22 protein-coding genes are annotated in these 22,962 nt (G+C 72.1%); 13 read left to right on the top strand and 9 right to left on the bottom strand.

The annotated features are described in order from the left end of the window. Nucleotides 1-83: 83 nt before the first annotated feature. A complete protein-coding gene (locus tag OIE67_RS14515) occupies nucleotides 84-497 on the top strand; it encodes a universal stress protein (protein WP_326640448.1) in 414 nt (137 codons plus the stop codon). 109 nt (nucleotides 498-606) lie between these two features. Continuing rightward, nucleotides 607-759 carry an adenine nucleotide alpha hydrolase family protein gene (locus OIE67_RS14520; protein WP_326640450.1) on the top strand — a complete coding sequence of 51 codons (153 nt, stop codon included), beginning with the start codon at nucleotides 607-609 and terminating at the stop codon, nucleotides 757-759. Between the two features lie 29 nt (nucleotides 760-788). Here the strand turns inward: OIE67_RS14520 and OIE67_RS14525 are convergent, their stop codons facing one another. Beyond that, nucleotides 789-1,802: a zinc-binding dehydrogenase gene (locus tag OIE67_RS14525; RefSeq protein ID WP_326640452.1), complete on the bottom strand. Its 1,014-nt coding sequence runs from the start codon at nucleotides 1,800-1,802 to the stop codon at nucleotides 789-791. A gap of 176 nt (nucleotides 1,803-1,978) precedes the next feature. Between OIE67_RS14525 and OIE67_RS14530 the strand changes: the two genes are divergently transcribed. Then, nucleotides 1,979-3,163: an RNA-guided endonuclease InsQ/TnpB family protein gene (locus OIE67_RS14530; RefSeq protein WP_326640454.1), complete on the top strand. Its 1,185-nt coding sequence runs from the start codon at nucleotides 1,979-1,981 to the stop codon at nucleotides 3,161-3,163. A gap of 71 nt (nucleotides 3,164-3,234) precedes the next feature. Here the strand turns inward: OIE67_RS14530 and OIE67_RS14535 are convergent, their stop codons facing one another. Further along, nucleotides 3,235-3,630: a MerR family transcriptional regulator gene (locus tag OIE67_RS14535; protein WP_326640456.1), complete on the bottom strand. Its 396-nt coding sequence runs from the start codon at nucleotides 3,628-3,630 to the stop codon at nucleotides 3,235-3,237. Between the two features lie 48 nt (nucleotides 3,631-3,678). Between OIE67_RS14535 and OIE67_RS14540 the strand changes: the two genes are divergently transcribed. From OIE67_RS14540 to OIE67_RS14550, 3 genes are all read left to right on the top strand, one after another. After that, complete coding sequence (locus tag OIE67_RS14540) at nucleotides 3,679-4,728, top strand: aldo/keto reductase (protein ID WP_326640458.1); 1,050 nt, start codon at nucleotides 3,679-3,681, stop codon at nucleotides 4,726-4,728. Nucleotides 4,729-4,871: 143 nt separating this feature from the next. Next, on the top strand, nucleotides 4,872-5,465 hold the full coding sequence (locus tag OIE67_RS14545; RefSeq protein ID WP_326640460.1) for a CHRD domain-containing protein: 594 nt from the start codon (nucleotides 4,872-4,874) through the stop codon (nucleotides 5,463-5,465). 194 nt (nucleotides 5,466-5,659) lie between these two features. Beyond that, nucleotides 5,660-5,986: a hypothetical protein gene (locus OIE67_RS14550; protein WP_326640462.1), complete on the top strand. Its 327-nt coding sequence runs from the start codon at nucleotides 5,660-5,662 to the stop codon at nucleotides 5,984-5,986. A gap of 101 nt (nucleotides 5,987-6,087) precedes the next feature. Here the strand turns inward: OIE67_RS14550 and OIE67_RS14555 are convergent, their stop codons facing one another. Beyond that, the gene (locus tag OIE67_RS14555) at nucleotides 6,088-7,914 is read right to left on the bottom strand and encodes an adenylyl cyclase (RefSeq protein ID WP_326640464.1); all 1,827 of its coding nucleotides are present in this window, start codon (nucleotides 7,912-7,914) and stop codon (nucleotides 6,088-6,090) included. Nucleotides 7,915-8,186: 272 nt separating this feature from the next. Between OIE67_RS14555 and pta the strand changes: the two genes are divergently transcribed. Next, complete coding sequence (gene pta / locus OIE67_RS14560) at nucleotides 8,187-10,241, top strand: phosphate acetyltransferase (protein WP_326640466.1); 2,055 nt, start codon at nucleotides 8,187-8,189, stop codon at nucleotides 10,239-10,241. Between the two features lie 272 nt (nucleotides 10,242-10,513). After that, nucleotides 10,514-10,960, top strand: a complete 447-nt coding sequence (locus OIE67_RS14565) for a DoxX family protein (RefSeq protein WP_326640468.1) — start codon at nucleotides 10,514-10,516, stop codon at nucleotides 10,958-10,960. A 62-nt stretch (nucleotides 10,961-11,022) separates the two neighbouring features. Here OIE67_RS14565 and OIE67_RS14570 read toward each other — a convergent pair whose 3' ends face one another. Together OIE67_RS14570 and OIE67_RS14575 are read right to left on the bottom strand one after the other, a co-directional pair. Next, a complete protein-coding gene (locus OIE67_RS14570; RefSeq protein ID WP_326640470.1) occupies nucleotides 11,023-12,198 on the bottom strand; it encodes an acetate/propionate family kinase in 1,176 nt (391 codons plus the stop codon). 10 nt (nucleotides 12,199-12,208) lie between these two features. Then, nucleotides 12,209-12,784, bottom strand: coding sequence for a dihydrofolate reductase family protein (locus OIE67_RS14575; RefSeq protein WP_326640472.1), 576 nt, complete (start codon nucleotides 12,782-12,784; stop codon nucleotides 12,209-12,211). Between the two features lie 366 nt (nucleotides 12,785-13,150). Between OIE67_RS14575 and OIE67_RS14580 the strand changes: the two genes are divergently transcribed. Beyond that, a complete protein-coding gene (locus tag OIE67_RS14580; RefSeq protein ID WP_326640474.1) occupies nucleotides 13,151-14,524 on the top strand; it encodes a sensor histidine kinase in 1,374 nt (457 codons plus the stop codon). A gap of 149 nt (nucleotides 14,525-14,673) precedes the next feature. After that, entirely contained in the window at nucleotides 14,674-15,354 is a 681-nt protein-coding gene (locus OIE67_RS14585; protein WP_326640476.1) for a response regulator transcription factor, read from the top strand. Nucleotides 15,355-15,572: 218 nt separating this feature from the next. On the opposite strand, the gene OIE67_RS14590 is transcribed toward OIE67_RS14585, so the two are convergent. Then, a complete protein-coding gene (locus OIE67_RS14590) occupies nucleotides 15,573-17,816 on the bottom strand; it encodes an alpha/beta fold hydrolase (protein WP_326640478.1) in 2,244 nt (747 codons plus the stop codon). Continuing rightward, nucleotides 17,813-18,838 (bottom strand): ABC transporter ATP-binding protein, encoded by a 1,026-nt coding sequence (locus OIE67_RS14595; protein ID WP_326640480.1) that lies wholly within the window; start codon nucleotides 18,836-18,838, stop codon nucleotides 17,813-17,815. Before OIE67_RS14595 ends, OIE67_RS14590 begins: the two co-directional genes overlap by 4 nt. 224 nt (nucleotides 18,839-19,062) lie before the next feature. Here OIE67_RS14595 and OIE67_RS14600 point away from each other — a divergent pair, with 224 nt between their 5' ends. After that, nucleotides 19,063-20,181, top strand: a complete 1,119-nt coding sequence (locus OIE67_RS14600) for a sensor histidine kinase (protein WP_326640482.1) — start codon at nucleotides 19,063-19,065, stop codon at nucleotides 20,179-20,181. Further along, nucleotides 20,166-20,837 (top strand): response regulator, encoded by a 672-nt coding sequence (locus tag OIE67_RS14605; protein ID WP_106251252.1) that lies wholly within the window; start codon nucleotides 20,166-20,168, stop codon nucleotides 20,835-20,837. Before OIE67_RS14600 ends, OIE67_RS14605 begins: the two co-directional genes overlap by 16 nt. A 23-nt stretch (nucleotides 20,838-20,860) precedes the next feature. On the opposite strand, the gene OIE67_RS14610 is transcribed toward OIE67_RS14605, so the two are convergent. Next, nucleotides 20,861-21,493: a TetR/AcrR family transcriptional regulator gene (locus tag OIE67_RS14610; RefSeq protein ID WP_326640484.1), complete on the bottom strand. Its 633-nt coding sequence runs from the start codon at nucleotides 21,491-21,493 to the stop codon at nucleotides 20,861-20,863. A 72-nt stretch (nucleotides 21,494-21,565) separates the two neighbouring features. Here OIE67_RS14610 and OIE67_RS14615 point away from each other — a divergent pair, with 72 nt between their 5' ends. Then, nucleotides 21,566-22,213 (top strand): O-methyltransferase, encoded by a 648-nt coding sequence (locus OIE67_RS14615; protein ID WP_326640486.1) that lies wholly within the window; start codon nucleotides 21,566-21,568, stop codon nucleotides 22,211-22,213. Here OIE67_RS14615 and OIE67_RS14620 read toward each other — a convergent pair. Further along, nucleotides 22,197-22,916 carry a GntR family transcriptional regulator gene (locus tag OIE67_RS14620; protein WP_326640488.1) on the bottom strand — a complete coding sequence of 240 codons (720 nt, stop codon included), beginning with the start codon at nucleotides 22,914-22,916 and terminating at the stop codon, nucleotides 22,197-22,199. The genes OIE67_RS14615 and OIE67_RS14620 overlap by 17 nt on opposite strands. Nucleotides 22,917-22,962: the final 46 nt, after the last annotated feature.

The following is a 22,962-nucleotide window of genomic DNA, read 5'->3' on the forward strand; positions in this document are numbered from 1 at the left end:
GGGTCCGCTGGCCATCGCGGCCGACCGGGCGCGCGGCACCGCCCCCGGCGTCGAGGTGGCCACCCGGGCGCTGCCCGGCACGCGTGGTCATCGGGTACGACCGCTCACCGCACTCCGAGGCGGCCATGGAGTACGCCGTCGAGCAGGCGCGCGTCCGCGGCGTGCCGTTGCACGTCGTGCACGCCTGGCAGACGCCCGTCTTCTCGCCGCAGGCCACCGCGTACAACACCCTGCTCGTGGACGTCTACCGGGAGGAGTCAGGTGCGGTGGCCGAAAGCGTGGAGCGGTGGCGGGAGAAGCACCCCGATGTCGAGATCACCTGCGAGACCGTCTCCGGGCACCCCGTGAGCGTCCTCGCGGCGGAAGGGGCCACGGCGGACCTGGTCGTGGTCGGCTCGCGCGGGTACGGCGGCCTGGTCTCGGCGGTGCTCGGCTCCGTCAGCCATGGCGTGCTGCACCACGTGACCTGCCCGGTCGCGGTGGTACGTCCCCGGTAGGCGACCCGCCCTCAGCTTCGGCGTTCCGCTTCGCCCCGCGTGTCGGCGACCCGGGCTCTGGACCAAGAGCGTCGAACGCGGTCGGTGGAGCTGACAGAGGGAGGACACCGTGATCATCGTCGGAGCGGACGGCTCGGCGCCGTCACGGGCGGCCGTGGAGTGGACGGCGGACGACGCCGCCCGGATGAGCCTGCTCTTGCGGATCGTTGGGGTGGTCGCGCCTGACCACACCGGCCGCTCCTTGGGGGTGGTCCGCGCCTGACCACGCCGGACCCGCGCGTCGAGGCCGGGTCAGGGGCGCAGGACGAGGCGGATCGGGGCGCCGTCCTTCCTGGCCAGCCGGTCGAGGGCGGCCGGCGCCTCCGCCAGCGGCAGCACGTCGCTGATCGAGCCGGACAGGTCGAGCCGCCCGCGTACGGCGAGCCTGACGAGCTGCTGCACGTGTTCGGGAGCCGAGCCGTAACTGCCGCGCAGGGACTGGCCGAAGTACGCGAGCGTGACGTCGTTCGGCACCGCCAGCGGCTCGTTGGCCAGCCCGACCACGACCAGCCGTCCGCCCCTGCCGAGCAGCGGCATCGCCTGCTCGCGCACCGGGCCGACGCCGGCGAAGTCGAAGGCGGCGTCCAGCCCGAGACCGCCGGTCAGGTCGCCGACCGTGTCGCGCAGAGCCGGGTCGGCCGGGTCGAGCGCGGCGTCGGCGCCGAGCCCCAGCGCCCGCTCCCTGGCCGCGGGCAGCGGGTCGATCGCGATCACCGGCGCCGCGCCGACGAGACGCAGCAGTTGTACGGCGTGCGCGCCCAGCCCGCCGACGCCCCAGACCGCCGCCGCCTCACCGGGCCGCACGCCGGCCGTGACGGTGATGGCCGCCCAGGGCGTGGAGACGGCGTCGGGGATGACACACGCCTGCTCGAACGGCAGGCTGCCGGGGATCGGCACCAGCGTACGAGTCGTGGCCAGCGCGAACTGGGCGTAACCGCCGTCGTAGTCGACGCCGCGGGTGTAGACGGTGCCGAACCGGTCGCTCTCACCGGCCTGCAGCACGACCCGGTCTCCCGCCGCCCAGTCGGCCACGCCCGGCCCGAGGGCGTCCACGACGCCCGCCACCTCGTGGCCGAGCGTCACCGTCTCGCCCTTCAGCAGGCTGGGCGTGAGGGTGCCGTCGGCGAGGTGCACGTCGGACAGGCACACCCCCGCCGCGCGCACCTCGACGCGCACCTGTCCTGGGCCGGGCTCCGGCACCGGCACCTCCTCCACGCGCACCTCGCGGGAGGGGATGTGCAGCCGGGCTGCGAGCATCTCGACCATCAGCCCCTCCCGAGGGGGCCGTCGCTTTTAGGCGACGGGGGAATCGGGGGCGGGAGGGCCGCCAAGGTCCGAGTGTGCCCTGACCTACCAGGTCCGCGCATCACAGATTTCCTCCCGGGTTTTGTCGGTGCAAGGCGATAGCGTGGTTGTCTCGTTACCGAACGTGAGGGGTGGGGGTGCGCCGGTCGTACAGGTACCTGCTGCGCCCCACCAGCAAGCAGGCCGCCGCGCTCGCGCAGTGTGTGGAGGAGCACCGGCAGTTGTACAACGCCGCGCTGGAGCACCGGCGCACCGCCTACGCCAGGGCGGGCGTGAGTGTCCGATACGCAGACCAGTCGGCCGAGTTGAAGCACATCCGCGGCGATGACCCCGGCGGGCAGGGCCGGTGGTCGTTCTCTTCCCAGCAGGCCACGTTGCGCCGCTTGGACAAGGCGTTCTGCGCGTTCTTCGAACGCGTCAAGACTGGCCGTACGCCGGGGTTTCCCCGGTTCAAGGGCCGGGGCCGGTTCGACACGGTGGAGTGGCCGAAGGATGGCGACGGCTGCCGGTGGGACTCCCAGCCCGAGCACCCGACCGCCACGTTCGTGCGGTTGCAGGGCGTCGGGCACGTCCGGGTGCATCAGCACCGGCCGGTCAGAGGCCGGGTCAAGACGATCAGCGTGAAGCGGAAGTCCTCCCGCTGGTATGTGGTCCTGTCGTGTGACGAGGTGCCCGCCGAGCCGCTTCCCGCCACGGGCGCGGTAGCCGGGATCGACATGGGTGTGGCCTGGCTGGTCACCACTTCCGGCGGGGAACACCTGGCCAACCCCGGCCACCTGGCCGCAACCGCCGAACGTCTCGCGACGGCGCAGCGCGACCTCGCCCGCAAGAAACGGGGCTCCAAGCGGCGGCGCAAGGCGGTGGCCCGCGTTGCCGCGCTGCACGGCAAGGTGCGCCGCCAGCGGCTCGACTACGCGCACAACGCCGCGCTCGCGCTGGTCGGCGACTACGACCTGATCGTGCACGAGGACCTGCCGATCACCAACATGACCCGCTCGGCGTCCGGCACGATCGAGGCCCCCGGCCGCAACGTCGCCGCCAAGGCCGGTCTCAACCGGAGCATCCTGGACGCGGGTTGGGGGGTGTTCCTGACGATCCTCGCGCACAAGGCTGAGAGCGCCGGTCGAGAGCTGATCGCAGTGAACCCCGCCGGCACCTCCCGCGCCTGTGCCCGATGCGGGCACTGCGCGAAAGAGAACCGCGTCACCCAAGCGGAGTTCGTCTGTACGGCGTGCGGGCATGCCGCGCACGCCGACGGGAACGCGGCGGTCAACGTCCTCAGGGCAGGGCTTGCCCTTCGCGACGCTGCGGAAGCGGCTTAGCGAGAAGCCGCTCCCTTCAAGGAGCGGAGGAGTCACGGTCACCTGCTTCCAGCGAGGGGACAGCTCGAAGATCAGGGCGCACATTCCCGGAGGTCGTCCCGCAGCCCCAGCCGCCCCTCGTACACGGCCACCTTCTCGGTGATCAGCTTGAGGCACTCGTCGAGGTCGTGCATCTGGGCGAGCACCCGTTCCCGGTGCGCGCGCAGCACCTCCAGCCGTTCCACCTCGTTGCCCTGGCCGGCCCGGACGAGCTCGGTGTAACGCCGGATGTCGGTCAGGGGCATGCCGGAGGCGCGCAGCCGGATGCACACGTCGAGCCAGCCGATGTCGTCCTCGTCGTAGACCCGGTGCCCGGCGACGCCCCGGCGTACCGGCTGGGTCAGCAGCCCCTCCCGCTCGTAGAAGCGGAGAGTGTGGACGCTCAGCCCCGTGCGTTCGGCGACCTGGCCGATGCTCAACCCTGACATGCCGCCAGTTTGACTTAGAGCCCGCTCTAGATTCTACGGTTCCGAGGCATGAGATATCGCATCCTCGGCGGCACCGGCATCGAGGTCAGCACCCAATGCCTGGGCACGATGATGTTCGGCGCGGCCGGCAACCCCGACCACGACGACAGCATCCGGATCATTCACACCGCCCTCGACCACGGGATCAACTTCGTCGACACCGCCGACATGTACTCGGCGGGCGAGTCCGAGGAGATCGTCGGCAAGGCGCTGCAGGGGCGGCGGGACGAGGTGGTGCTGGCCACGAAGGTGCACTTCCCGATGGGGGAGGGGCCCAACAGGGGCGGCAACTCGCGGCGCTGGATCGTGCGCGCGGTCGAGGCCAGCCTCAAGCGGCTGCGGACGGACTGGATCGACCTCTACCAGATCCACCGGTTCGACCACCGGACCGACATCGAGGAGACCCTCTCCGCGCTGACCGATCTGGTGCGGCAGGGCAAGATCCGCGCGTTCGGCAGCTCGGCCTTCCCCGCGCACGAGACGGTGGAGGCGTACCACGTCGCCAGGCAGCGCGGCCTGTACCGGTTCCGCACCGAGCAGCCGCCGTACAACATCCTGGCCCGCGGCATCGAGGGCGACGTGCTGCCCACGGCGCAGCGGCTCGGCCTGGGCGTGCTCACCTACAGCCCGCTGGGCTGGGGGTTCCTGACCGGCCGCTACCGCAAGGGGCAGCAGATGGACCTGACCCGGGGCCGCGCCGCGCGGGCGCCGGAGCGCTTCGACCCGTCCATCCCGGTGAACGCGGCCAAGCTGGAGGTCGTCGAGGAGCTGGTGAAGCTGGCGGACGAGCTCGGCAGCACCCTGCCGGAGCTGGCCGTCGCCTTCGTCGCGGCCCATCCGGCGGTCACCTCGGTCATCCTCGGCCCGCGCACGATGGAGCAGCTGGAGGGCCTGCTGAGGGGCTCCTCACTGGTGCTCGACGACGCCGTGCTCGACCGGATCGACGAGCTCGTGCCGCCCGGCACCGACGTCTACCACCCGGTCGGCCTCTGGAGCCCCGCGCCGCTGACCGACCCGCTCCTGCGCCGCCGCCCGGTGGGCGACCGCGCCGCGAGCTGACCGGACGTTCCTGGGTCGCCGTCTTGGTGATGCCGATCACACATAAGTCATCTGCGTCATTCTACGCAGAACGCCCACCCCGGTGATCCGTACCTTCTGAACGCGGCCACCAAGTGCCGCGAAAGACGGGTGGAAGGAACACGATGAACAAGTCTCAGAGCCTGGGCAAGGGGCGAGCGGCGCGGTTGCGCGCGGCCCGGTCGGCCGCGACGGCGGCGGTGCTCACGGTGGCGGCGGGCGCGATGATCGCCGGCCCCGCCTCCGCCGCGAGCCGGCCCGCGCACGGTCACACGCACACTTCGGTCAGCACGACCGGCTCCACCGGCGCGGCCGCGCCGGCCGGCTTCGCGCGGAAGTACTACTTCGCCGCCGGCCTCCTGGGCCGGAACGAGGTACGTGAGCCGGGCAAGAAGGTGAACGACCGCGACGGGGTGGCGGTCGCCAAGTTCCGCATTCACGGCAACCGCTTCTACTACTTCGTCCAGTGGAAGAACACCGGCAGGCCCACCGCCTTCCACATCCACCGGGGCAAGGCGGGCGTGAACGGCCCCGTCGTCATCGACCTGCTGTCCAACGGCCGCATCCGCGGCAACACCAGCTTCGGCTCCGTCAACGTCAAGAGCAGCCTGCTCAAGGGCATCAAGAAGAACCCGAAGAACTGGTACGCGAACCTGCACACCGCCAAGTTCCCCGACGGCGCGGTCCGCGGCCAGCTCCACAAGGGCGGCCCCTGGTAAACCGCCGCCCCCCGCATGACCCGGCCGGCCCGTCACCCTCGTGGTGACGGGCCGGCTTTCGTGGTTATAGGGGCGGGGAAGCCGGCCATCCGGATCGCGTAAAAGAGAATTCGTTCACCGGATATCCCGGCGATTCCGGCGCTCCGTACCATCGGCTCTGCACGTGAATTTCCCGGGCCCGAGAAAAGGAAAAGATGAAGCTCGTCCGAAAAACTGTGCTCGCCGCCACGATGGCCATGGCCTTGTCGACCGCGGGCATGCTCGCGGCCGCACCCGCGCACGCCGAGGTGTGGGACTGCGGGTCGTACATCGAGAACAACGTGGGAAGCAGCATCTGCTACTCCGGATTCGGCTCCTACCAGGTACGGGTCTCCTGCGCCTCGGCGCACTGGCCCTATACGAGAGAAATCCACGGTCCCGTCGTCTACAAAGCGCAGAACCAGTTGATCGGACCCGAATCCTCGGTCAGCGGTGACCCGAACGGCTGCCACATCACCGACGCATGGGTGCACGCCTTGTAAGTCTGAACCACACGCCCGACCGGCGAGGCGGCCGTGACCGCTTCTCCGGAGAAGGCGCTGGGGGACGCGTGGTCCCCCAGCGCGGCTCTCTCACCCGGGCTCTAGGGTGCCGGATAGTCGGTGACGTACACCGGGGCGCCGACCTTGGTGGTGTCGGCCGCTTCGCCCTCGCCGTTGACGACGTGGTCGATGACTCCGGCGCTCAGGTTGACGGTCATGATGTGGTGCAGCCGCACTCCCGGCCGGCGTGGCACCTCGAAGCCGTTCTCCGTGTGGATCTGCGGGTTGTTCTGGTTGAAGACGTAGACCCCCGCCCCGTACAGGCGGTGCTTTCTGACGCGGTCGCCGACCTTGTAGCCGGCCCAGCCCTCTACCGCGCCGTTCATCCAGTCGGCCTGCGTCGGCGGGTCGTACGGCAGTTCGTTCTGGTACAGGATCGTGGTGCCGTCGTCGCCGTTCCAGATCGTGTTGTACTGCTGGAAGTGCTCGACGAACAGTCCCGTCGCGGTCACGTGGTCGCCGTTGACGACGGCGCCGTTGCGGCCCAGGTTGCTGTTCCAGCGCTGCGTGTCGGTGAAGCCCTCGACTCCGTGGTCGGCCCGCCACACCCAGGTGTGGTCGATGAGCACGTGGTCGCTGTTCACCTCCAGCGCGACGTCCGTGCTGCCGGTGTGCGGGCCGCCGACGCGGAAGTACACGTCCGAGAGGGTCGTGGGGTTCGACGGGCTCGACGGGTTCGCCGGCGAGCCGTGGCGGTGCCCGTGCCTGGCGCCCACCCGCAGCAGCACCGGTGACTTGCGCGGGCCGGCGTCGATGGTCACGCCCGCGATGACGACGCCCGGGACGTCCGCGACGTCGATCGGGGTCGAGCCGCGGGAGGCGGTCAGCGTGGCGTGGCCGAGCCCGAGGACGACCGTGTCAGGGCGCCTGATCTCGATGCTGCGCGCGATGTCGTACACGCCGGGGGTGAGCAGCAGGTTCTTGCCGCGGCCCAGCTGCCGGTTGATGTCCTGCGCCGAGTCGGACGGCCTGGCGACGTAGAAGTCGCTGATCGGCAGCGTACGCCCGGGCGTCAGGCCGGCCGCCCATGAGACGCCGCGCGTGTTCCTCCTGGCGGCGGGCACCCGCACGTTGTACCGGCCCCGCGCGTCCACGTACAGGTAGGGCTTCTCGCGGCTGAGCGGCGTGGTGTCGAGCGTGGTGTACGGCGGGTCCGGGAAGCCGGCCTCGTCCGGTGCGCCGACGACGCCCGAGAAGACCTGGTTCCACACGCCGTTCGACCAGCCGGCGACCTCGCTGTTACGGGTCAGCCACTGCTGCTGCGAACCGTTCGTGACGGCGGGCAGCCTGGAGTCGGCGATGAAGCCGCCGCTGGCGTACTGCGGACCGGCGGTGCAGTAGTCCATCAGCGACAGGGTGCCGCCGGTGACGTCGAGCCGGCGCAGGGACACCGCCTGCGAGACGGCCCAGAAATTGGCCGAAGAACGGCAGCCGTCCTGCCCGGCCGCGTTCACGTTGATCGACAGGTTGGACAGGGTGCGCCAGAAGTTGACCAGCGCGAGGCAGTTGCCGGTGCCGCCGTCCGCCAGGCAGCGGTTGTAGACCTCGACCTTGCCGTTGATGACGACGTCGGTGGGGGAGGCGCCCAGGCCGGCGATCTCCGTGTAGTAGCCGACCTTGATCTGCAACGGCTGCTCGGCGGTGCCGTACGTGCCGGGCTTGAACAGGTACGCGTGGCGGTTGACGCCCATCTCGTCGTCGACCTGGGCGGCGTGCGCGGCGTCGAGGACGGCCTGGATGTCGGCGACCGGCATGCCGGGGTCGAAGACGGTGACGTTCTGGCCGAGGTTCGGGGTGGCGTGCGGCGGTGAGGCGGCGCCGGCCGGGCTCGTACCCGCCGATAAGGAGGAGATCAGGACGGCGGTCATCAGCGTGAGGCCGATGCGCGGCCGCCTGCCACGGGATGGCTGGGGCATCGTCGTTGCCATTCGGTCCGTCTTTCACAGGGGGACTGGTGGGTTCGCCTCCGTTTGAGAGAGCGCTCTCTCGAACGGGCGTGGCCGGATCGGGTGCGGTGAAGTGTGGTCGCCCGTTTCTACCGCGCCGACCGGTCCTCTCACAAGACGCACTTCGCCGCGGTGCCGTCCGCTTCCGGTGCCTGCTGACGTTCGTGCCGCCGGGGTCCCGGAGAATGAGGGGCATGACGCGTGCCGTGTACGTCGCCGCCGGTGAGGCGGAGAGCAACAAGGGAACCGTGGCCCTGGGCCTGGTCGAACTGCTGTCCCGGCAGGTGGAGACCGTGGGCGTGTTCCGGCCGGTGGTGCGGGCCGGCCGCGAGGACGCCCTGATCAACACCGTCCGGAGCAGATTCCAGCTGGCCCTGCCCTACGAGGCGTGCGCGGGCGTCACCTACGACGACGTGCACGCCGACGTCGAGCGGGCCGCGGGCGACGTCGTGGCCCGCTTCCGCGCCCTGGCCGGACGGTGCGACGCGGTGGTGGTGATCGGCACCGACTACACCGACGTGGGGGCGCCGACGGAGTTCGGGTTCAACGCGAGGCTGGCCGCCGACCTGGGCACTCCCGTGGTCAACGTGGTGAGCGGCAGGAACAGGACGGCCGCCCAGATCGCCGCCGCGGTCGAGCTGTCGTCCAGGGAGCTGACGCACCACCACGCCGGCGAGCTCGCGGTCGTCGTCACCCGGGCGGACGCGCCGGGGCCGCTGCCGATCGAGCATCCGACGCCGGTGTTCGTCCTGCCGGAGACCCCCTCCCTGCGCGCCCCGACGGTGACCGACCTGCTCGACGCCTGCGACGGCCGGTTCTTCCTCGGCGAACGCGACGGCCTCGGACGCGAGGCGAGCGCCCTCATGGTGGGCGCGATGTCGCTGCCCAGCATCCTGGACCGCCTCACCGAGGGCGCCACCGTGATCATCCCGTCCGACCGGGCCGCCGCCCTCCTGCCGGGGCTGATCGCGGCACACACCACGGCGGGCTTCCCCGCCCTGTCGGCGGTGCTGCTGACCGGCGGCAGCGAGCTGCCCCCCTCCGTCGACCGGCTGCTGCGCGGCATGGTGATCCCGCTGCCGGTGATCGCGACCGACCACGACACCTTCGACACCGCCACCCGCCTGTCGGCGGTGGAGGGCCGGTTCACGCCGGAGGCCGGTGGGAAGATCGACACGGCGCTGCGCGTCTTCGAAGAGCACGTCGACGGGCCGCTGCTGCTCGACCGCCTCGACATCGCCAAGACCGACGTCGTCACGCCGCTCATGTTCGAGTACGAGCTCCTGGACCGGGCACGGGCCCGCCGCCGGCACATCGTGCTGCCCGAGGGCGAGGAGCCGCGGATCCTGCGCGCGGCCGACACCCTGCTGCGCCGCGGCGTGGCCGAGCTGACGTTGCTCGGCGACGAGGCACGCATCAGGACCCGGGCCGCCCAGCTGGGCCTCGACCTGGACGCGGCCCGGGTGCTCAGCCCCTTCGACGCGGAACTGCGCGAGCGGTTCGCCCGCGAGTACGCGGCGGTCAGGGCACACCGGGGGATGACCGTCGAGCTGGCCCGCGACACCGTCACCGACGTGTCCTACTTCGGCACGCTGATGGTGCACACCGGCATGGCCGACGGCATGGTGTCGGGCGCGGCGCACACCACCGCGCACACGATCAGGCCCGCGTTCGAGATCCTGCGCCTGGGGTTGGTCTCCAGCGTGTTCTTCATGTGCCTGGCCGATCGGGTCCTCGTGTACGGCGACTGTGCGGTCAACCCCGACCCGACCGCCGAGCAGCTGGCCGGCATCGCGATCGCCTCGGCCGGCACCGCCGCGCTGTTCGGCGTCGATCCCAGGATCGCCATGCTGTCGTACTCGACGGGCGCCTCCGGCGCGGGCGCCGACGTCGACAAGGTCCGCGCCGCCACCGACCTGGTCCGCGACCTTCGCCCCGACCTGCAGGTGGAGGGGCCGATCCAGTACGACGCCGCGGTCGACCCCGCCGTGGCCAGAACCAAGATGCCCGACAGCCAGGTGGCCGGCCGCGCCACGGTCTTCGTGGTGCCCGACCTGAACACCGGCAACAACCTCTACAAGGGCGTCCAGCGCAGCGCCGGCGCGGTGGCCGTGGGGCCGGTGCTGCAGGGCCTGCGCAAGCCGGTCAACGACCTGTCCCGCGGCGCCACGGTGGCCGACATCGTCACCACGGTCGCCGTCACGGCCGCCCAGGTGACCGACGCCCCGCCGGTCGACACCGACGCCTGACGGCGAGGCGCGTCTACTCCGAGCTCTTTCGTGACACCTCGATCGTGAGGGCTTCACGGCGGGATTTGATGAAAATTTCAAGCATTGACGGGCCGGCGGCCGAGGTGTTCCGCCATGTGAGGCGTGTGCCGGCCGTCGGACGGGGTTCGCTGGGGCGGGTGAGGCGTTGACGGTCGGACCGGGCGGCGGAGACCCTTGCTTTTGGGAGCGCTCCCAAAAGTCGCACGGCAGATCACCGGCGTTCGCAGCGTCGCCGACGCCCGGTCCACCACGTGAACCCCCGTAGAAAGGCCGCCTTCGTGGATTCCCTGTTCAAGGATCAAGGGCTGTTCCTGGCGCTGTACCGGATCGTGATCGGGCTGCTGTTCGCCTGTCACGGCGCGGCGACGCTCTTCGAGGTGCTGGGCGGGCCCGAGGGCCAGGCGCCCGCCTTCGGGCAGTGGCCGGGCTGGTGGGCGGCCGTCATCCAACTGGTCGGCGGCATCCTCGTCCTGCTGGGCCTCGCCGCCCGCGCCGCCGCCGTCATCTGCTCCGGCACCATGGCGTACGCCTACTTCGTCGTCCACCAGCCGCAGGCGCTGTTCCCGATCGAGAACGGCGGCGAGAAGGCCGCGCTGTTCTGCTGGGGCTTCCTCCTCATCGCCGTCCTCGGCCCCGGCCGCTGGGCCCTGTCGGCCGCGTTCACGCCCTCGCGGCTGGTCGCGGAAGAGCGGACATGACGACGGACCATGAGGCGGGGCACGCGGCCGAAGGTCGCCACGGTCGCGCGACGAGCCCGAGCTCAGGTCAGCAGAGTCAGAGTCTGGTGTGCTATTTCCTGTTCCTCGTCGGTGGGGATGACCAGGACGGGCACCTCGGCGGTGGGTGGTGACACCTCGCGTTCGCCCCGGTGCTCCGACTCGTTGAGTTCGGTGTCCACGGTGATGCCGAGTCGGTCGAGGCCCTTGAGTGCGGCGGCGCGGGTAAGGGGGTCGTTTTCGCCGATGCCGCCGGTGAAGACGATCGCGTCGACGCGGCCGAGGAGGGCGTAGTAGGCGCCGACGTACTTGCGGATGCGGCGGGTGTAGACGGCGAGGGCGAGCCTGGCCTCGTCGTCGTCGCGGGCGCGTACCTCCCGCATGTCCCCGGTCCCGGCGAGCGCGAGCAGGCCGCTGTCGTGGGTGAGGGCGTGTTCCACCTGCTGGGCGTCCATGCCGTTCGTACGGGCGAGGTAGCCGCCGAGTGCGGGGTCCACGTCGCCCGAGCGGGTGCCCATGACGAGGCCCTCCAGCGGGGTCAGGCCCATGGAGGTGTCGACGCTGCGGCCGCCGGAGATCGCGGTGGCGCTGGCGCCGTTGCCGAGGTGCAGCACGATCAGGTTCAGCTCGGCCAGGTCACGGCCCAGGACGGCGGCGGCGCGGCGGGAGACGTAGGCGTACGAGGTGCCGTGGAAGCCGTAGCGGCGCACGCCGAGCCGCTCGCGCCAGTCGCGGGGCACCGCGTACGTGTACGCCTCCGGCGGCAGCGTGAGGTGGAACGCGGTGTCGAACACGGCCACCTGCGGCACGTCGGGGAAGACCTTCTGGGCCAGCCGGATGCCGGTCAGGTTGACCGGGTTGTGCAGGGGCGCGAGGGGTGACAACTCCTCGATGGCGGCGATGACGTCGTCGTCGATGAGGGCCGCTCCGGTGAAGCGGTCGCCGCCGTGGACCACCCGGTGTCCGACCGCTACCGGCGCCAAATCGGGGCCGGCGGCGGCGAACGCCTCCATCAACGCGTCCAGCGCCTCCCCGTGACCGGGGAAGGGACGGTCACGAACGTACGGGGGGTCGTCCCCGTTGCGGTGCGTGAGCCGTCCCCGCTCCTGCCCGATGCGTTCGATCAGGCCCTTGGCCGCGCGGCCCCGGGTGCCCGGGTCGACGAGCTCGTACTTGACGGAGGAGGAGCCGGTGTTCAGGACGAGGATGGGGGTGTCCATGCCGCCGAGCTTATTGGGCGGCGGCGTCGCGGTCGTACCGCATCACCACCACCTGACCGTCGCAGACCCGCGACTCCACCAGCCGCAGGCCCAGCCGGTCGGCACGCGGGACGAACAGCGGCCGGCCGCCGCCCAGCACGAGCGGGTGCACCGCGATGTGGTACTCGTCGATCAGGCCGTGCTCGGTGAGCGCGGCGGCCAGGCCGGAGCCGCCGGTCAGCAGCAGGTCCTTGCCGTCCTGGCGCTTCAGCTCGGCGACCTGCTCGGCGAAGTCGTGCTCGCCGATGACCCGCTCGGCCCAGTCGGCCTTCTCCAGCGTCCGGGAAAAGACGATCTTCGGGGTGCTGCGCCAGAGCGGTGCGAACTTGAGCACGTGGGGGTGGTCCGACATCGACTCGGCCTCCGGCCAGAAGGCCGCCATGCCCTCCCAGACGCCGCGCCCGTACAGGAAGGTGTCGGAACGGTCGCTCAGCGTCTCGGAGTAGGCCGACAGCTCCTCGCCCATCACGGGCCAGTCGAACTCGCCGTTCGGGCCGTCGATGTGGCCGTCGATCGAGGTGTGCACCCAGTGAATGATCTTACGCATGTCTCGGCTCCTGGTTCTTTTCAGCCTTTGTGGCTTGCTTCGTAGGTAGGTCGGTGCCGTGGTGGCGTTCTGTACATCCCGCGCATGGTTTTTCGGGAAATTTCTGGACGAGGTTTTCTGCGGGGGTGTCGGCGCGCGGATGAGCACCGGCCCGCGGCGTGCCGGCCGCGCTTCGGGCCGCCCGGGGGCATGCGGACAGCGTGGCGGGGGCCGGGGGTTCGTCTCTGCTGACGGGCGTCCGGACTGTGGCAGCCGTTAGTTGCTTGCTCAGGTGCTTTGGATGCCATGGCTGGTGGCTTTGGTCGTGGTCCATGGGTGACCTTGGTTGCTTACGCGGGGCTTCGGGGCGGGCTACGATCGGCGGTTGTGTTCCTGACCAGCGCGGATGAAGTGCGGATCGGCGGGATGAGGCCGCGTCCCGGCTGGATGGTGGGCCTGGCCGGGTTCGTGCCGGCGTTCGCCGCGGCGGTGGCGGTGGTCCTGGGGGATCTGGCGGGCGCTCCCGGCTGGCATCTGGTCGCCGACCTGGTGGGCGGCGTGGTGGCCTGCGCGGGGGTGTGGCTGTGCCGGAGGTGGCCCGTGTCCGCGGGGCTGATGGTGATCGCCGTGTCGGTGCCCGCCGCCTCCGCGTCGGTGGCGGCCGGGATCGCCGCGCTGCTCGCCGCCCTCTACCGGCGGCCGCGCGTGGCGATCATGATGGGGGTCGCGGGGGTGGTGGCGACGCTGGTCAGGTTCGCGGTGCGGCCGCCCGGGCTCGCGCCGTACCCCGTGTGGGCGCTGGTCGGCGTGCTGTTCGGAGCCGCGGTGACCGCGTGGGGGATGCTCGCGCGTACCCGCAGGGAGCTGCTGCTGTCGCTGGCCGAGCGGGCTCGCCGGGCGGAGGCCGAGCAGCGGCTGCGCGCCGAGGAGGCGCGCCGCGCCGAACGGCTCGGGATCGCCAGGGAGATGCACGACGTGCTCGCCCACCGGCTGTCGCTGCTGGCGGTGCACGCGGGGGCGCTGGAGTTCAACCCGGACGCCACGGCGGGCGAGGTCGCGGAGACGGCCGGGGTGATCCGCTTCAGCGCCCGGCTGGCGCTGGAGGAGTTGCGGGCCGTCATCTCGGTCCTGCGCGATCCGGGCTCCTCGTCGGACGCCGGGGCGCCGATGGATCAGGGGAAGGATCTCGGGGCTCTGGTGGAGGAGTCGCGGCGGGCCGGGATGCGGGTCGAGCTTCGTGCTCATGGGGTACGTCTGTCCGAGGCGCCGGACGTGGTGGGCCGCGCCGCGTACCGGATCGTGCAGGAGGGGCTCACGAACGCGCGCAAGCACGCGCCCGGTCAGCCCGTCACGGTGGTGGTGGGGGGTGCGGGGGAAGGTGAGCTGGTGGTCGAGGTACGCAACCCGCTGCCGGGCGGACCGGCTGCCCTGACGGGAAACGGCCGGGGGACGGAGCCGGAGCCGGCGGGGTCGGGCGCGCTGGGGGAGAGCGGTGCGCGGCCAGGGCCGGCGGGATCGGGCGCGACGGCCGACAGCGGTGTGGGGTCGGGCTCGGCTGAGGCAGCGCCGGCTGGAACAGGGTCGGCTGGGTTGTCAGGGAGCGAGGCCGAGACGAGTCCGGCGGGGTTGTCGGGGAGCGGGGCCGGGACGGGGCTGGTCGGGCTGGCGGAGCGGGCGACGCTGGCCGGTGGGCGGCTGGAGTGCGGCGAGACGGCGGACGGCGAATTCCGGCTGGCGGCCCGGCTGCCGTGGCCGCGGTGATGGCTGGGGCGTGGTGAGGGCGTGGGCGTGGTGAGGGCGTGGACGTGGTGAGGGCGGGGCGAGTACGGGACGTGGTTGCGGTGCGGATGTGGCTGTGGGTGAAGGGACGGTTGCGGTGAGGGCGTGGCCGGGTCGCGGTAAGGATTAACATGATCCGGGTGAGAGCCGACCCGAGTGCGCCGATCCGGGTGCTGATCGTCGACGACGACGCCCTCGTGCGGGCCGGTCTGACGCTGATGCTCAAAGGTGCCCCCGACCTGTACGTCGTCGGCGCCGTGGCCGACGGCGGCGAGGTGGAGGGGGCGGTGGCCGAGCACGGGCCCGACGTCGTGCTCATGGACATCCGGATGAACGGCCTCGACGGCATCGAGGCGACCCGGCGGCTGCGGGCGCGGGCGGGGGCGCCCGAGGTGGTGGTGCTCACCACGTTCGACGCCGACGAGCTGGTCTTCAGGGCGCTGCGGTCGGGGGCGAGCGGGTTCCTGCTCAAGGACACCCCGCCGGAGGGCATCGTGGACGCCGTACGGAAGGTCGTGGCCGGAGAGCCGATCCTGTCGCCGAGCGTCACGCGCAGGCTGATCGCCCACCTGATGCCCGAGGAGGAGGACCGGCGGCGTGGCGACGCCCGCAAGGTGCTGGAGCGGCTGAGCGAGCGGGAGCGCGAGGTGGCGCTGGCGGTCGGCCAGGGCAAGCCGAACGCGGTGATCGCGGGTGAGCTGCACATGAGCGTGGGCACCGTGAAGGGCTACATCTCCCGCATTCTCACCAAGGCGGACCTGGACAACCGCGTTCAGCTGGCCCTCATCGTGCACGACGCCGGGCTGGGGTGACTCAGCCGTACGGCATCCACTGACCTTCGGGGAAGCAGTACGGATCGGCGCAGTACCCGGGGCCGATGGAGAACCCGCCCGCTTTCCCGTCGGACGCCGCCGTGGCTTCGGCCGGGGCCGGCCGACTTCCGCAGCTTGCCGGCCCCGCCGGTCCTCATGACACCACGCCGGGGCTTCATCGCGGCTTCATCCCGATGTCACCTCGGAACACGCCACGCTCAGGTGGCGGGCGGGCGGCACACCGTGCCGGGAGCGGGCAGGCGCAGGCTGATCAGGTAGCGGTTGACGTGGGCGATGATGCAGGAATTGCCGGCGTTGTACAGGCCGTGGCCGGTCGAGAGGTACTGGATCGCGGCCGAGCCCGGCACCCGCCGGACGATGCCCGCCGACTGGCCGAAGTCAGTCCAGGAGCCGACGCCCAGGTAGGGCGGCAGTTTCCCGGCGGGCAGCGGCGCGGGCGGGTTGGTGACGGGGGTCGGCCAGCCGACGCAGCCGAGCGGGTGCCAGAGCTCGATCCCGGCGAGGTTCGGCAGCAGGCGCTCGCCCTCGCGGCGCTTGGCGCGGTACTCCTCGTAGTCATCGAAGACGATGCCGTCGAGGCAGTGGGTCATGTTCATCCCGGTGGCCGAGGGAACCTTCGGGCTCTTCGTGCTCTGCCGTACGTAATCGGCGAACCCGGAGGCATCACCGCCGGCGGCCCGCTTGATCGCTTCGGCGAGCTGGGTCCACCGCGGGAACTCCGGCTCCGGGCCCGGTTCGATGACGCTGGGGGCGGCGGCCTGCTTGATGTCGAGCCCGCTGTAGGCCGCCTTCGCCGGCTCGCCCCTGACCGGCACCGGGGTGCGGTCGGCCCGCGCCACCAACGCCCGCCAGACCGCGCCCACGTCCTGGCCGTGCAGCGCGCACGTGGTGTTCGCCGCGCACCAGGCGGCGAAGCGGGTGAAGGCCTCCTCGTGGGAGCGCCGGCCCACCGCGCGGTCCAGGAACGGGTCCATCGCACCGTCGAACACCATGGCGCGCACCCGGCCGGGGAACAGCCGGGAGTAGTCGATCCCGGGCCTGCCGCCGTAGGAGTTGGCGATGAAGCTCAGCTGCTCCTCGCCCAGCGCGACGCGGATCGCCTCCATGTCCCGCGCCACGGAGGCGGAGTCCATGTGGTCGAAGAACTCGGGGTCGGCGGCGCGGCAGCGCTGCGCCGCGGCCCGGTTGCGCCGCCCCAGCTCGGCCCACTCCCGGGGGCTGTCGGGCCAGGTGATCCACGGACCGGAGAACAGGCAGTCGAACGACAGCACACCCTTGTCGACGGTGTTGCGCGGCTCGACGCTGACCACGTCGAAGTGGTCGCGCAGCTCGGCGAAGCTGCCCGCGTTCGCGCTCAGGTCCTCCACGCCCGAGCCGCCGGGGCCGCCGGGGATGGCGAACACCGTGCCCGTCCGGCGCTGGGCGCCGGTGGCCGGCAGCAGCGCGACCGTCAGGCCGATCTTCCGTCCTGACGGCCGGGCCCAGTTCACCGGTACGTCGATCGAGGCGCAGCGCATCTCCTTGACGAGCTTCTCGTCCGCGCAGTCCGCCCAGGCCAGCGCCGACCGGCCGGAATCCGGCGGGCCGGCCGCGACGGCGGGCACCGCCGAGACCAGGAGGGTCGCGGCCACACCGATCGCCACTGCCTTGATCCGCCGCCCGGTCACCGCGATCCGCGCGGCGCCCGCCGTCAGAGCGGCGATCACGTACGCGACCAGCAGCCCGGCGGCCGCAACGGGCGGCAGGGTCCCGCCACCGGTCCCGGCGATCTGCAGGGGCAGATTCTCGATCATGAACAAGCCGGCCTGAGCGCGCAGCGGCATCGGCAGCGTCTTGGCCACCACCGGCAGCACCACGATGATCACGGTCAGCACCACCAGAGCCCCCGGCGTCGAGCGGACGGCGGCCCCGACACCCAGCCCGATCAGCGCGACCGCGGCCATCGACAGCCCGGCGGCGATCACCGAGGCGAGCACGCCCGGCTCGGAGAGCGGCGTGCCCAGCGTCACCCCCTCGCGGAGCAGTTGCCCGGCCCGGTCGCCGAGCACCGCCATGGAGACGGCGTGCATGGCGAACGCCAGGACCTGCCCCGCCACCAGCGCGACCACGGCCAGCCCCGGCACCTTCGCCAGCAGGAGCAACTGCCGGCGCGGCACGGCCACCAGGCTCGTCCAGATCATCGTGGTGCCGTACTCGGAGGTGATCGCCAGGGCGCCCAGCAGGGCGAACACGAAGTAGGCGACCGCGATGCCGTTGCCGAGACCGTCACCGTTGCCGGGGAAGGCCAGCTGCTCGGCCGCCGTCTGGTGGTCGAACCCGCGGCCGATCATGAACGCGATCCCGGCGCAGGCCAGGACGGCCGCCACCGAGCAGGCCAGCAGGTAGAGGTTGGAGCGGAGCGAGCGGAGCTTCATCCACTCGGAGACGATCACGTCGATCATCGCACGGCCTCCTTCGCGCCGGTCGTGCCCGCGGCCGAATCCGGGGCCGTCCCCGAGTCCGTGCGCGCCGCCGGGCCGGGCGCCGTCCTCGGTCCCGTGCCCGCCGCCGTACCCGCCGTCATGCTCGTGGTCCTGTACTCGGTGCTGTCCTGGGTGAGCCGCATGAACGCCTCCTCCAGGGACGCGCCACGCGGCGTCAGCTCCGCCAGGGCGATCCCGGCGGACAACGCGAGCGCGCCGATCCCCGCCGCGTCCAGGTCACGCACGGACAGGGCGCCGTCGTCCTCGTCCGTCACCGCCGCCCCGTGCGCGTGCAGGACGGCGGCGAGCCGTTCCGGGTGGGAGGCGCGGACCAGCACGTCACCACGGAAGTGCGTGGCCAGGGCGGTCACGGAGGTGTCGGCGATCAGCCGGCCCTGCCCGATGACGATGACGTGGTCGGCGGTCAGCGCCGTCTCGTTCATCAGATGGCTGGACAGCAGCACGGTACGGCCCTGGTCCGCCAGCGAACGCAGCAGGTCCCGGAGCCAGCGGATGCCCTCGGGATCCAGCCCGTTCAGCGGCTCGTCCAGCATCAGCACGCCGGGATCGCCGAGCAGCGCCGTGCCGATCCCCAGGCGCTGGCGCATGCCCAGGGAGAACCCGCTGATCTTCGCGCCGGCCACGTCCGCCAGGCCGACCTGGTCGAGGACGGCGGCCACGCGGGCGCGGCCGATGCCGTTGCTGCGGGCCAGGCAGGCCAGGTGCGCGTACGCGCTGCGGCCCCCGTGCACCGCTCCCGCGTCCAGCAGCGCCCCCATCGACCGCATGGGGCGGGGGATCGAGGCGTACGGGCGGCCGTTCACCAGCGTCTCGCCCGCGCCGGGCGGCTCCAGGCCGAGCACGGCGCGCATGGTCGTGGACTTGCCCGCGCCGTTCGGGCCGAGGAACCCGGTGACCAACCCTGGTTCCACCGTGAACGTCAGGTCGTCCACGGCGAGCCGGCCCCCGTACCTCATGGTCAGATTCCTCACTTCGATCACGCCGCGTCCCCTTCGTCCGGCCAGGCTCGATCGGCTCGTTCCGATCGAGCCCGGCCAGCCTCGCGCGCCGGAGAGCCGGTTCCCATGGGCGCCGGCCCACCCTCCGGGGTGGGAATCGGCCACCCCGGAGGGTGGGCCTGGCCCTACCGTCTTCACCTCGCGAGCACGGCAGACTGGCAGCCGTGAGGGGAAGACGATCCGCGTCCGGCGGGCTGAGGAGGTCCGTGCGGAACGGGGTGGCCGGGCTGGGGGCGCTGGGCCTGAACGCCGTCACCGGCCTGGCGGCGCTGGCACTGCTCTGCCTGGTGCCGGCGAGCGGCGTCCTGGTGCCGCTGGGCCGTATCGGCCGCGCGCCGCTCGGCTTCGTGCTCGCGCTCGTCCACCGCCTGGCCGCCTTCCAGCGTCGCTGGGCGGGAGGGGTGCTCGGCGGGCACGACACTCAGGGTCACCGGCCGGCGTGGCGCGAACTGGCGTGGCTGGCCGTCCACGGCGTCACGGGCCCCGCTCCGGTGGCGGCGCTGGCGGCGATGCTGGCCGCACTGGAATACGTCTTCTTCCGCCTGAAACCGGCCGAGACGAGCGTCCTGAACACGTTCGCCCTCAGCCTGTCCACCGCGGCCATCGCGGCGCTCGTGGTCGCCGCCGTTCCGCTGTTCCGCACCGGCCAGGCGCGGCTGGCCCGAGCGCTGCTGGACGGCGGCCAGGAGCCGGACGCGCGGATCCGGCAGCTGACCGCGTCCCGGGCCGCGGTGGCCGACGCGCACGCGGCCGAGGTGCGCCGCATCGAACGCGACCTGCACGACGGCGCCCAGGCCAAGCTCATCGCCGTCCGCATGCACCTGGGCCTGGCCGGCGGCTCCCGCGACCCGGACGAGCTGGCCCGGATGATCGACGAGGCGCGGGAGCTCGCCGGTCAGGCCCTGACGGACCTGCGTGATCTGGTACGCGGCATCCATCCGCCGGTCCTGGCCGACCGCGGGCTGTCCGGCGCCATCGAGGCCTCCGCGCTGTCGTGCCCCATGCCCGTGGACGTCGACCTCGACCTGCCCGGCCGCCCGCAGCCGCCGGTCGAGTCGGCCGTCTACTTCGCCGCCGCCGAGGCGCTGACCAACGCGGCCAGGCACAGCGGCGCCTCCCGCGCCTGGATCCGGCTGCGGCACACCGGCGGCGTGCTCCGCCTGACCGTGGGCGACGACGGCCGCGGCGGGGTCCGCCCGGCCGGCGGCACCGGCGTGCGGGGCATCGAGGACCGCCTGTCCGCCTTCGACGGCTCGCTCACCGTGAGCAGCCCACCGGGCGGACCCACCGAGCTGACCATGGAGGTGCCGTGCGCGTTGTCATAGCCGAAGATCTCGCCCTCCTGCGGGACGGTCTGGTACGCCTGCTGACGGCGCACGGCTGCACCGTGGTCGAGGCCGTGGACAACGGCCCCATGCTGCTCAACGCGCTGGTCAGGCACCGCCCTGACGTGTCCGTGATCGACGTACGGCTGCCGCCCGGCTTCACCGACGAAGGGCTGCGCGCCGCCCTGGAGGCCCGCCGCCGGGTCCCCGGCCTACCCGTGCTGATCCTGTCGCAGTACGTGGAGCAGCTGTACGCCAGGGAACTGCTGTCCGACCGCTCCGGCGGGGTGGGCTACCTGCTCAAGGACCGGATCGGCGACGTCGGCCGGTTCGTCGACGCGGTCCGCCAGGTGGCCGCGGGCGGCACCGCGATGGATCCAGAGGTGGTCTCGCAGCTGCTGACCCGGCACGTCCGCGACGAGCCGCTGGCCGCCCTGACCGTCAGGGAGCGTGAGGTGCTCACGCTCATGGCGGAGGGCATGTCCAACCTGGCCATCGCCGCCCGCTTCCAGGTCACCGACAAGGCGATCGGCAAGCACACGAACAACATCTTCGCCAAGCTCGGGCTGCCTCCGTCCGACGACCACAACCGGCGCGTCATGGCGGTCCTGGCCTATCTCCAGGCCGCGCCCGCCCCGCCGCGACCACCGAAGTAGCCCGCAGCGGTGCCGGGTGCGGGTCAGGCGCCGGTGAGCCGGTCGAGCACGGCGTCCACGAGCGTGTCGGTGAACTCCTCCGGCACGCTCTGGCCGGTGACCAGGACGCGGTAGTAGACGGGCCCCATGACCTGGTCCACGGCGAGATCGAGGTCGGCGCCCGGATCGAGCGCGCCACGGGCGACCGCGCGCTCGAAGGGGAGCCGGTCGTAACCGCGCTGCTTCCCGAGGTGCTCGGCACGCAGCCGCGCGGCGAGCGCGGGGTCGTGCTGGGCCTGCGCGGTGAGCGCGCGGAAGACCGCGCCGGCGTCGGACTTCGTCAGGAAGAGGGCGACCTTCCGGGCATGAGCGCGCAGGTCCCGCCGCAGGTCGGAGGTGTCCGCCGGGACGAGGTCCTCGGCGACGTCCTGGACGAACGCGTCCATCAGGATGTCGTTCTTCGACGGCCACCAGCGGTAGATCGTCTGCTTGGCCACGCCCGCGCGCTCGGCGATCCCCTCGATGGTCAGCCGGGTGTAGCCGACCTCCACCAGCAGGTCGTCGGCCGCCTCCAGCACGCTCTGGCGGGCCTCCTCGCTGCGGCCGTGCCGGTTGCCGGTGTGTCTGGCCGTGGTGGCGCCGCGTTTGTCGGTGGTGCCGCCGGCGTCAGCGCCCATCGGGTTCCCTTCCGTCGATCGCCTCAGCCTATCACCTTGCCTAGACGCAACGGTGCGTCTACGGTAGCGGTCATGAACACACTCAGCACACCCGAGACCGCCGCCGTGCTCGACCGGCTCTTCGCCGCCGCCGACCGGGAGGAGGCCGATCCCGCGCCGTGGCCGCTGGACATCCCCATCGCCGAGGCGTCGGCGAGACAGCGGGCCGACGCGCTGGCGGGGGAGTACATGCCGATCTCCAGGTCGGCCGGCCGGCTGCTCTACACGCTCGCCCGCCACGGCCGTCCCGGGACGGTCGTCGAGTTCGGCACCTCGTACGGCATCTCCACCATCCACCTGGCCGCCGCGGTCGCCGACAACGGCACCGGCCACGTGTGGACGACCGAGCTCAGCCAGGTCAAGGTCGAGGCCGCGCGCGCGAACCTGGAGCGGGCCGGCCTGGCCGGGCACGTGACGGTCCTGGCGGGCGACGCGCTCGAGACCCTGGCCGGCATCGAGGGGCCCATCGGCCTGCTGCTGCTCGACGGCTGGAAGGACCTCTGCCTGCCGGTGCTGCGGCTGCTCGAAGACCGTCTCGCTCCCGGTGCCCTCGTCGCCGCCGACGACAGCAGCTTCGCGAGCATGGCCGAGTACCTGGCCTACGTCCGCGACCCGGGAAACGGCTACGTCACCGTCGAGTTTCCGGTGGAGGACGGCATGGAGATCAGCTGCCGGGCCTGACGCCGTCCCTCTTCTGGCCGGCGGGGCTCGCCGCGGCCCGGTGCAGGCGCCGGGCGGCCTGGGCGCCGAGGCTGGTGTCGACGTGCTCGCGCATGACGGCCGCCGCCGCGTCGGCGTCCCCGGCGATCACGTACTCCAGCAGGGATTCGTGCTCGGCGGCCGTACGGTCGCGGTTCCGCCGGTCGCGTCCCGACGCCAGGGCGAGGCGGCGGTAGCGGTCGGACTTGTCCCACAGGCCGTCGAGCGACTGGACGAGCAGATCGTTGTGCGAGGCGGCGTAGAGGGCGGCGTGGAACGCCCGGTGGGCGGCGAACCGCTCGCGGGCCGGGTCGCCGGGCAGCGGCGCCAAACCCTCGTGGGCGGCGCGTATGGCGGCGATGTCGGCCCTGGTGCGCCGTTCCGCGGCCAGCGCGACGGCCAGCGGATCGAGGCTGCGGCGCAGCTCCAGCAGGTCGCGGGCCTCCTCGGCGGACAGGGGCGCCACGCGGGCGTCCCGGTGGGCGTCGAGCTCCACCAGCCCCTCGCTCTTGAGCCGGCGCAGCGCCTCACGCAGCGGAGTGGTGCTGATGCCGATGTCACGGGCGAGCCCGGCCTGGGCGATCACCGACCCAGGAGCCAGCGTCCCGGACAGGATCAGCTCCTTGACCCGCAGGTAGGCGATGTCCGCCTTGGTGGTGCAGAGCTCCGCCGCCGATCCGCTCATCGCCGTCCCGTCTCGCTGTCCGATGACGTCACAGGTTATAAGCAAG

The sequence above is a fragment of the Nonomuraea fuscirosea genome, assembly GCF_035917475.1.
GTDB lineage: Bacteria > Actinomycetota > Actinomycetes > Streptosporangiales > Streptosporangiaceae > Nonomuraea > Nonomuraea fuscirosea.

Excerpts from the sequence above, each read along its gene's own strand:
- OIE67_RS14545 (WP_326640460.1), top strand. The coding sequence starts at position 4,872 with ATGAACAAGTCTCAGAGCCTGGGCAAGGGGCGAGCGGCGCGGTTGCGC.
- OIE67_RS14540 (WP_326640458.1), top strand. The coding sequence starts at position 3,679 with ATGAGATATCGCATCCTCGGCGGCACCGGCATCGAGGTCAGCACCCAA.
- OIE67_RS14555 (WP_326640464.1), bottom strand. The coding sequence starts at position 7,914 with ATGACCGCCGTCCTGATCTCCTCCTTATCGGCGGGTACGAGCCCGGCC.
- OIE67_RS14620 (WP_326640488.1), bottom strand. The coding sequence starts at position 22,916 with ATGAGCGGATCGGCGGCGGAGCTCTGCACCACCAAGGCGGACATCGCC.
- OIE67_RS14525 (WP_326640452.1), bottom strand. The coding sequence starts at position 1,802 with ATGGTCGAGATGCTCGCAGCCCGGCTGCACATCCCCTCCCGCGAGGTG.
- pta (WP_326640466.1), top strand. The coding sequence starts at position 8,187 with ATGACGCGTGCCGTGTACGTCGCCGCCGGTGAGGCGGAGAGCAACAAG.
- OIE67_RS14535 (WP_326640456.1), bottom strand. The coding sequence starts at position 3,630 with ATGTCAGGGTTGAGCATCGGCCAGGTCGCCGAACGCACGGGGCTGAGC.
- OIE67_RS14585 (WP_326640476.1), top strand. The coding sequence starts at position 14,674 with ATGATCCGGGTGAGAGCCGACCCGAGTGCGCCGATCCGGGTGCTGATC.
- OIE67_RS14610 (WP_326640484.1), bottom strand. The coding sequence starts at position 21,493 with ATGGGCGCTGACGCCGGCGGCACCACCGACAAACGCGGCGCCACCACG.
- OIE67_RS14615 (WP_326640486.1), top strand. The coding sequence starts at position 21,566 with ATGAACACACTCAGCACACCCGAGACCGCCGCCGTGCTCGACCGGCTC.
- OIE67_RS14590 (WP_326640478.1), bottom strand. The coding sequence starts at position 17,816 with ATGATCGACGTGATCGTCTCCGAGTGGATGAAGCTCCGCTCGCTCCGC.
- OIE67_RS14575 (WP_326640472.1), bottom strand. The coding sequence starts at position 12,784 with ATGCGTAAGATCATTCACTGGGTGCACACCTCGATCGACGGCCACATC.
- OIE67_RS14570 (WP_326640470.1), bottom strand. The coding sequence starts at position 12,198 with ATGGACACCCCCATCCTCGTCCTGAACACCGGCTCCTCCTCCGTCAAG.
- OIE67_RS14550 (WP_326640462.1), top strand. The coding sequence starts at position 5,660 with ATGAAGCTCGTCCGAAAAACTGTGCTCGCCGCCACGATGGCCATGGCC.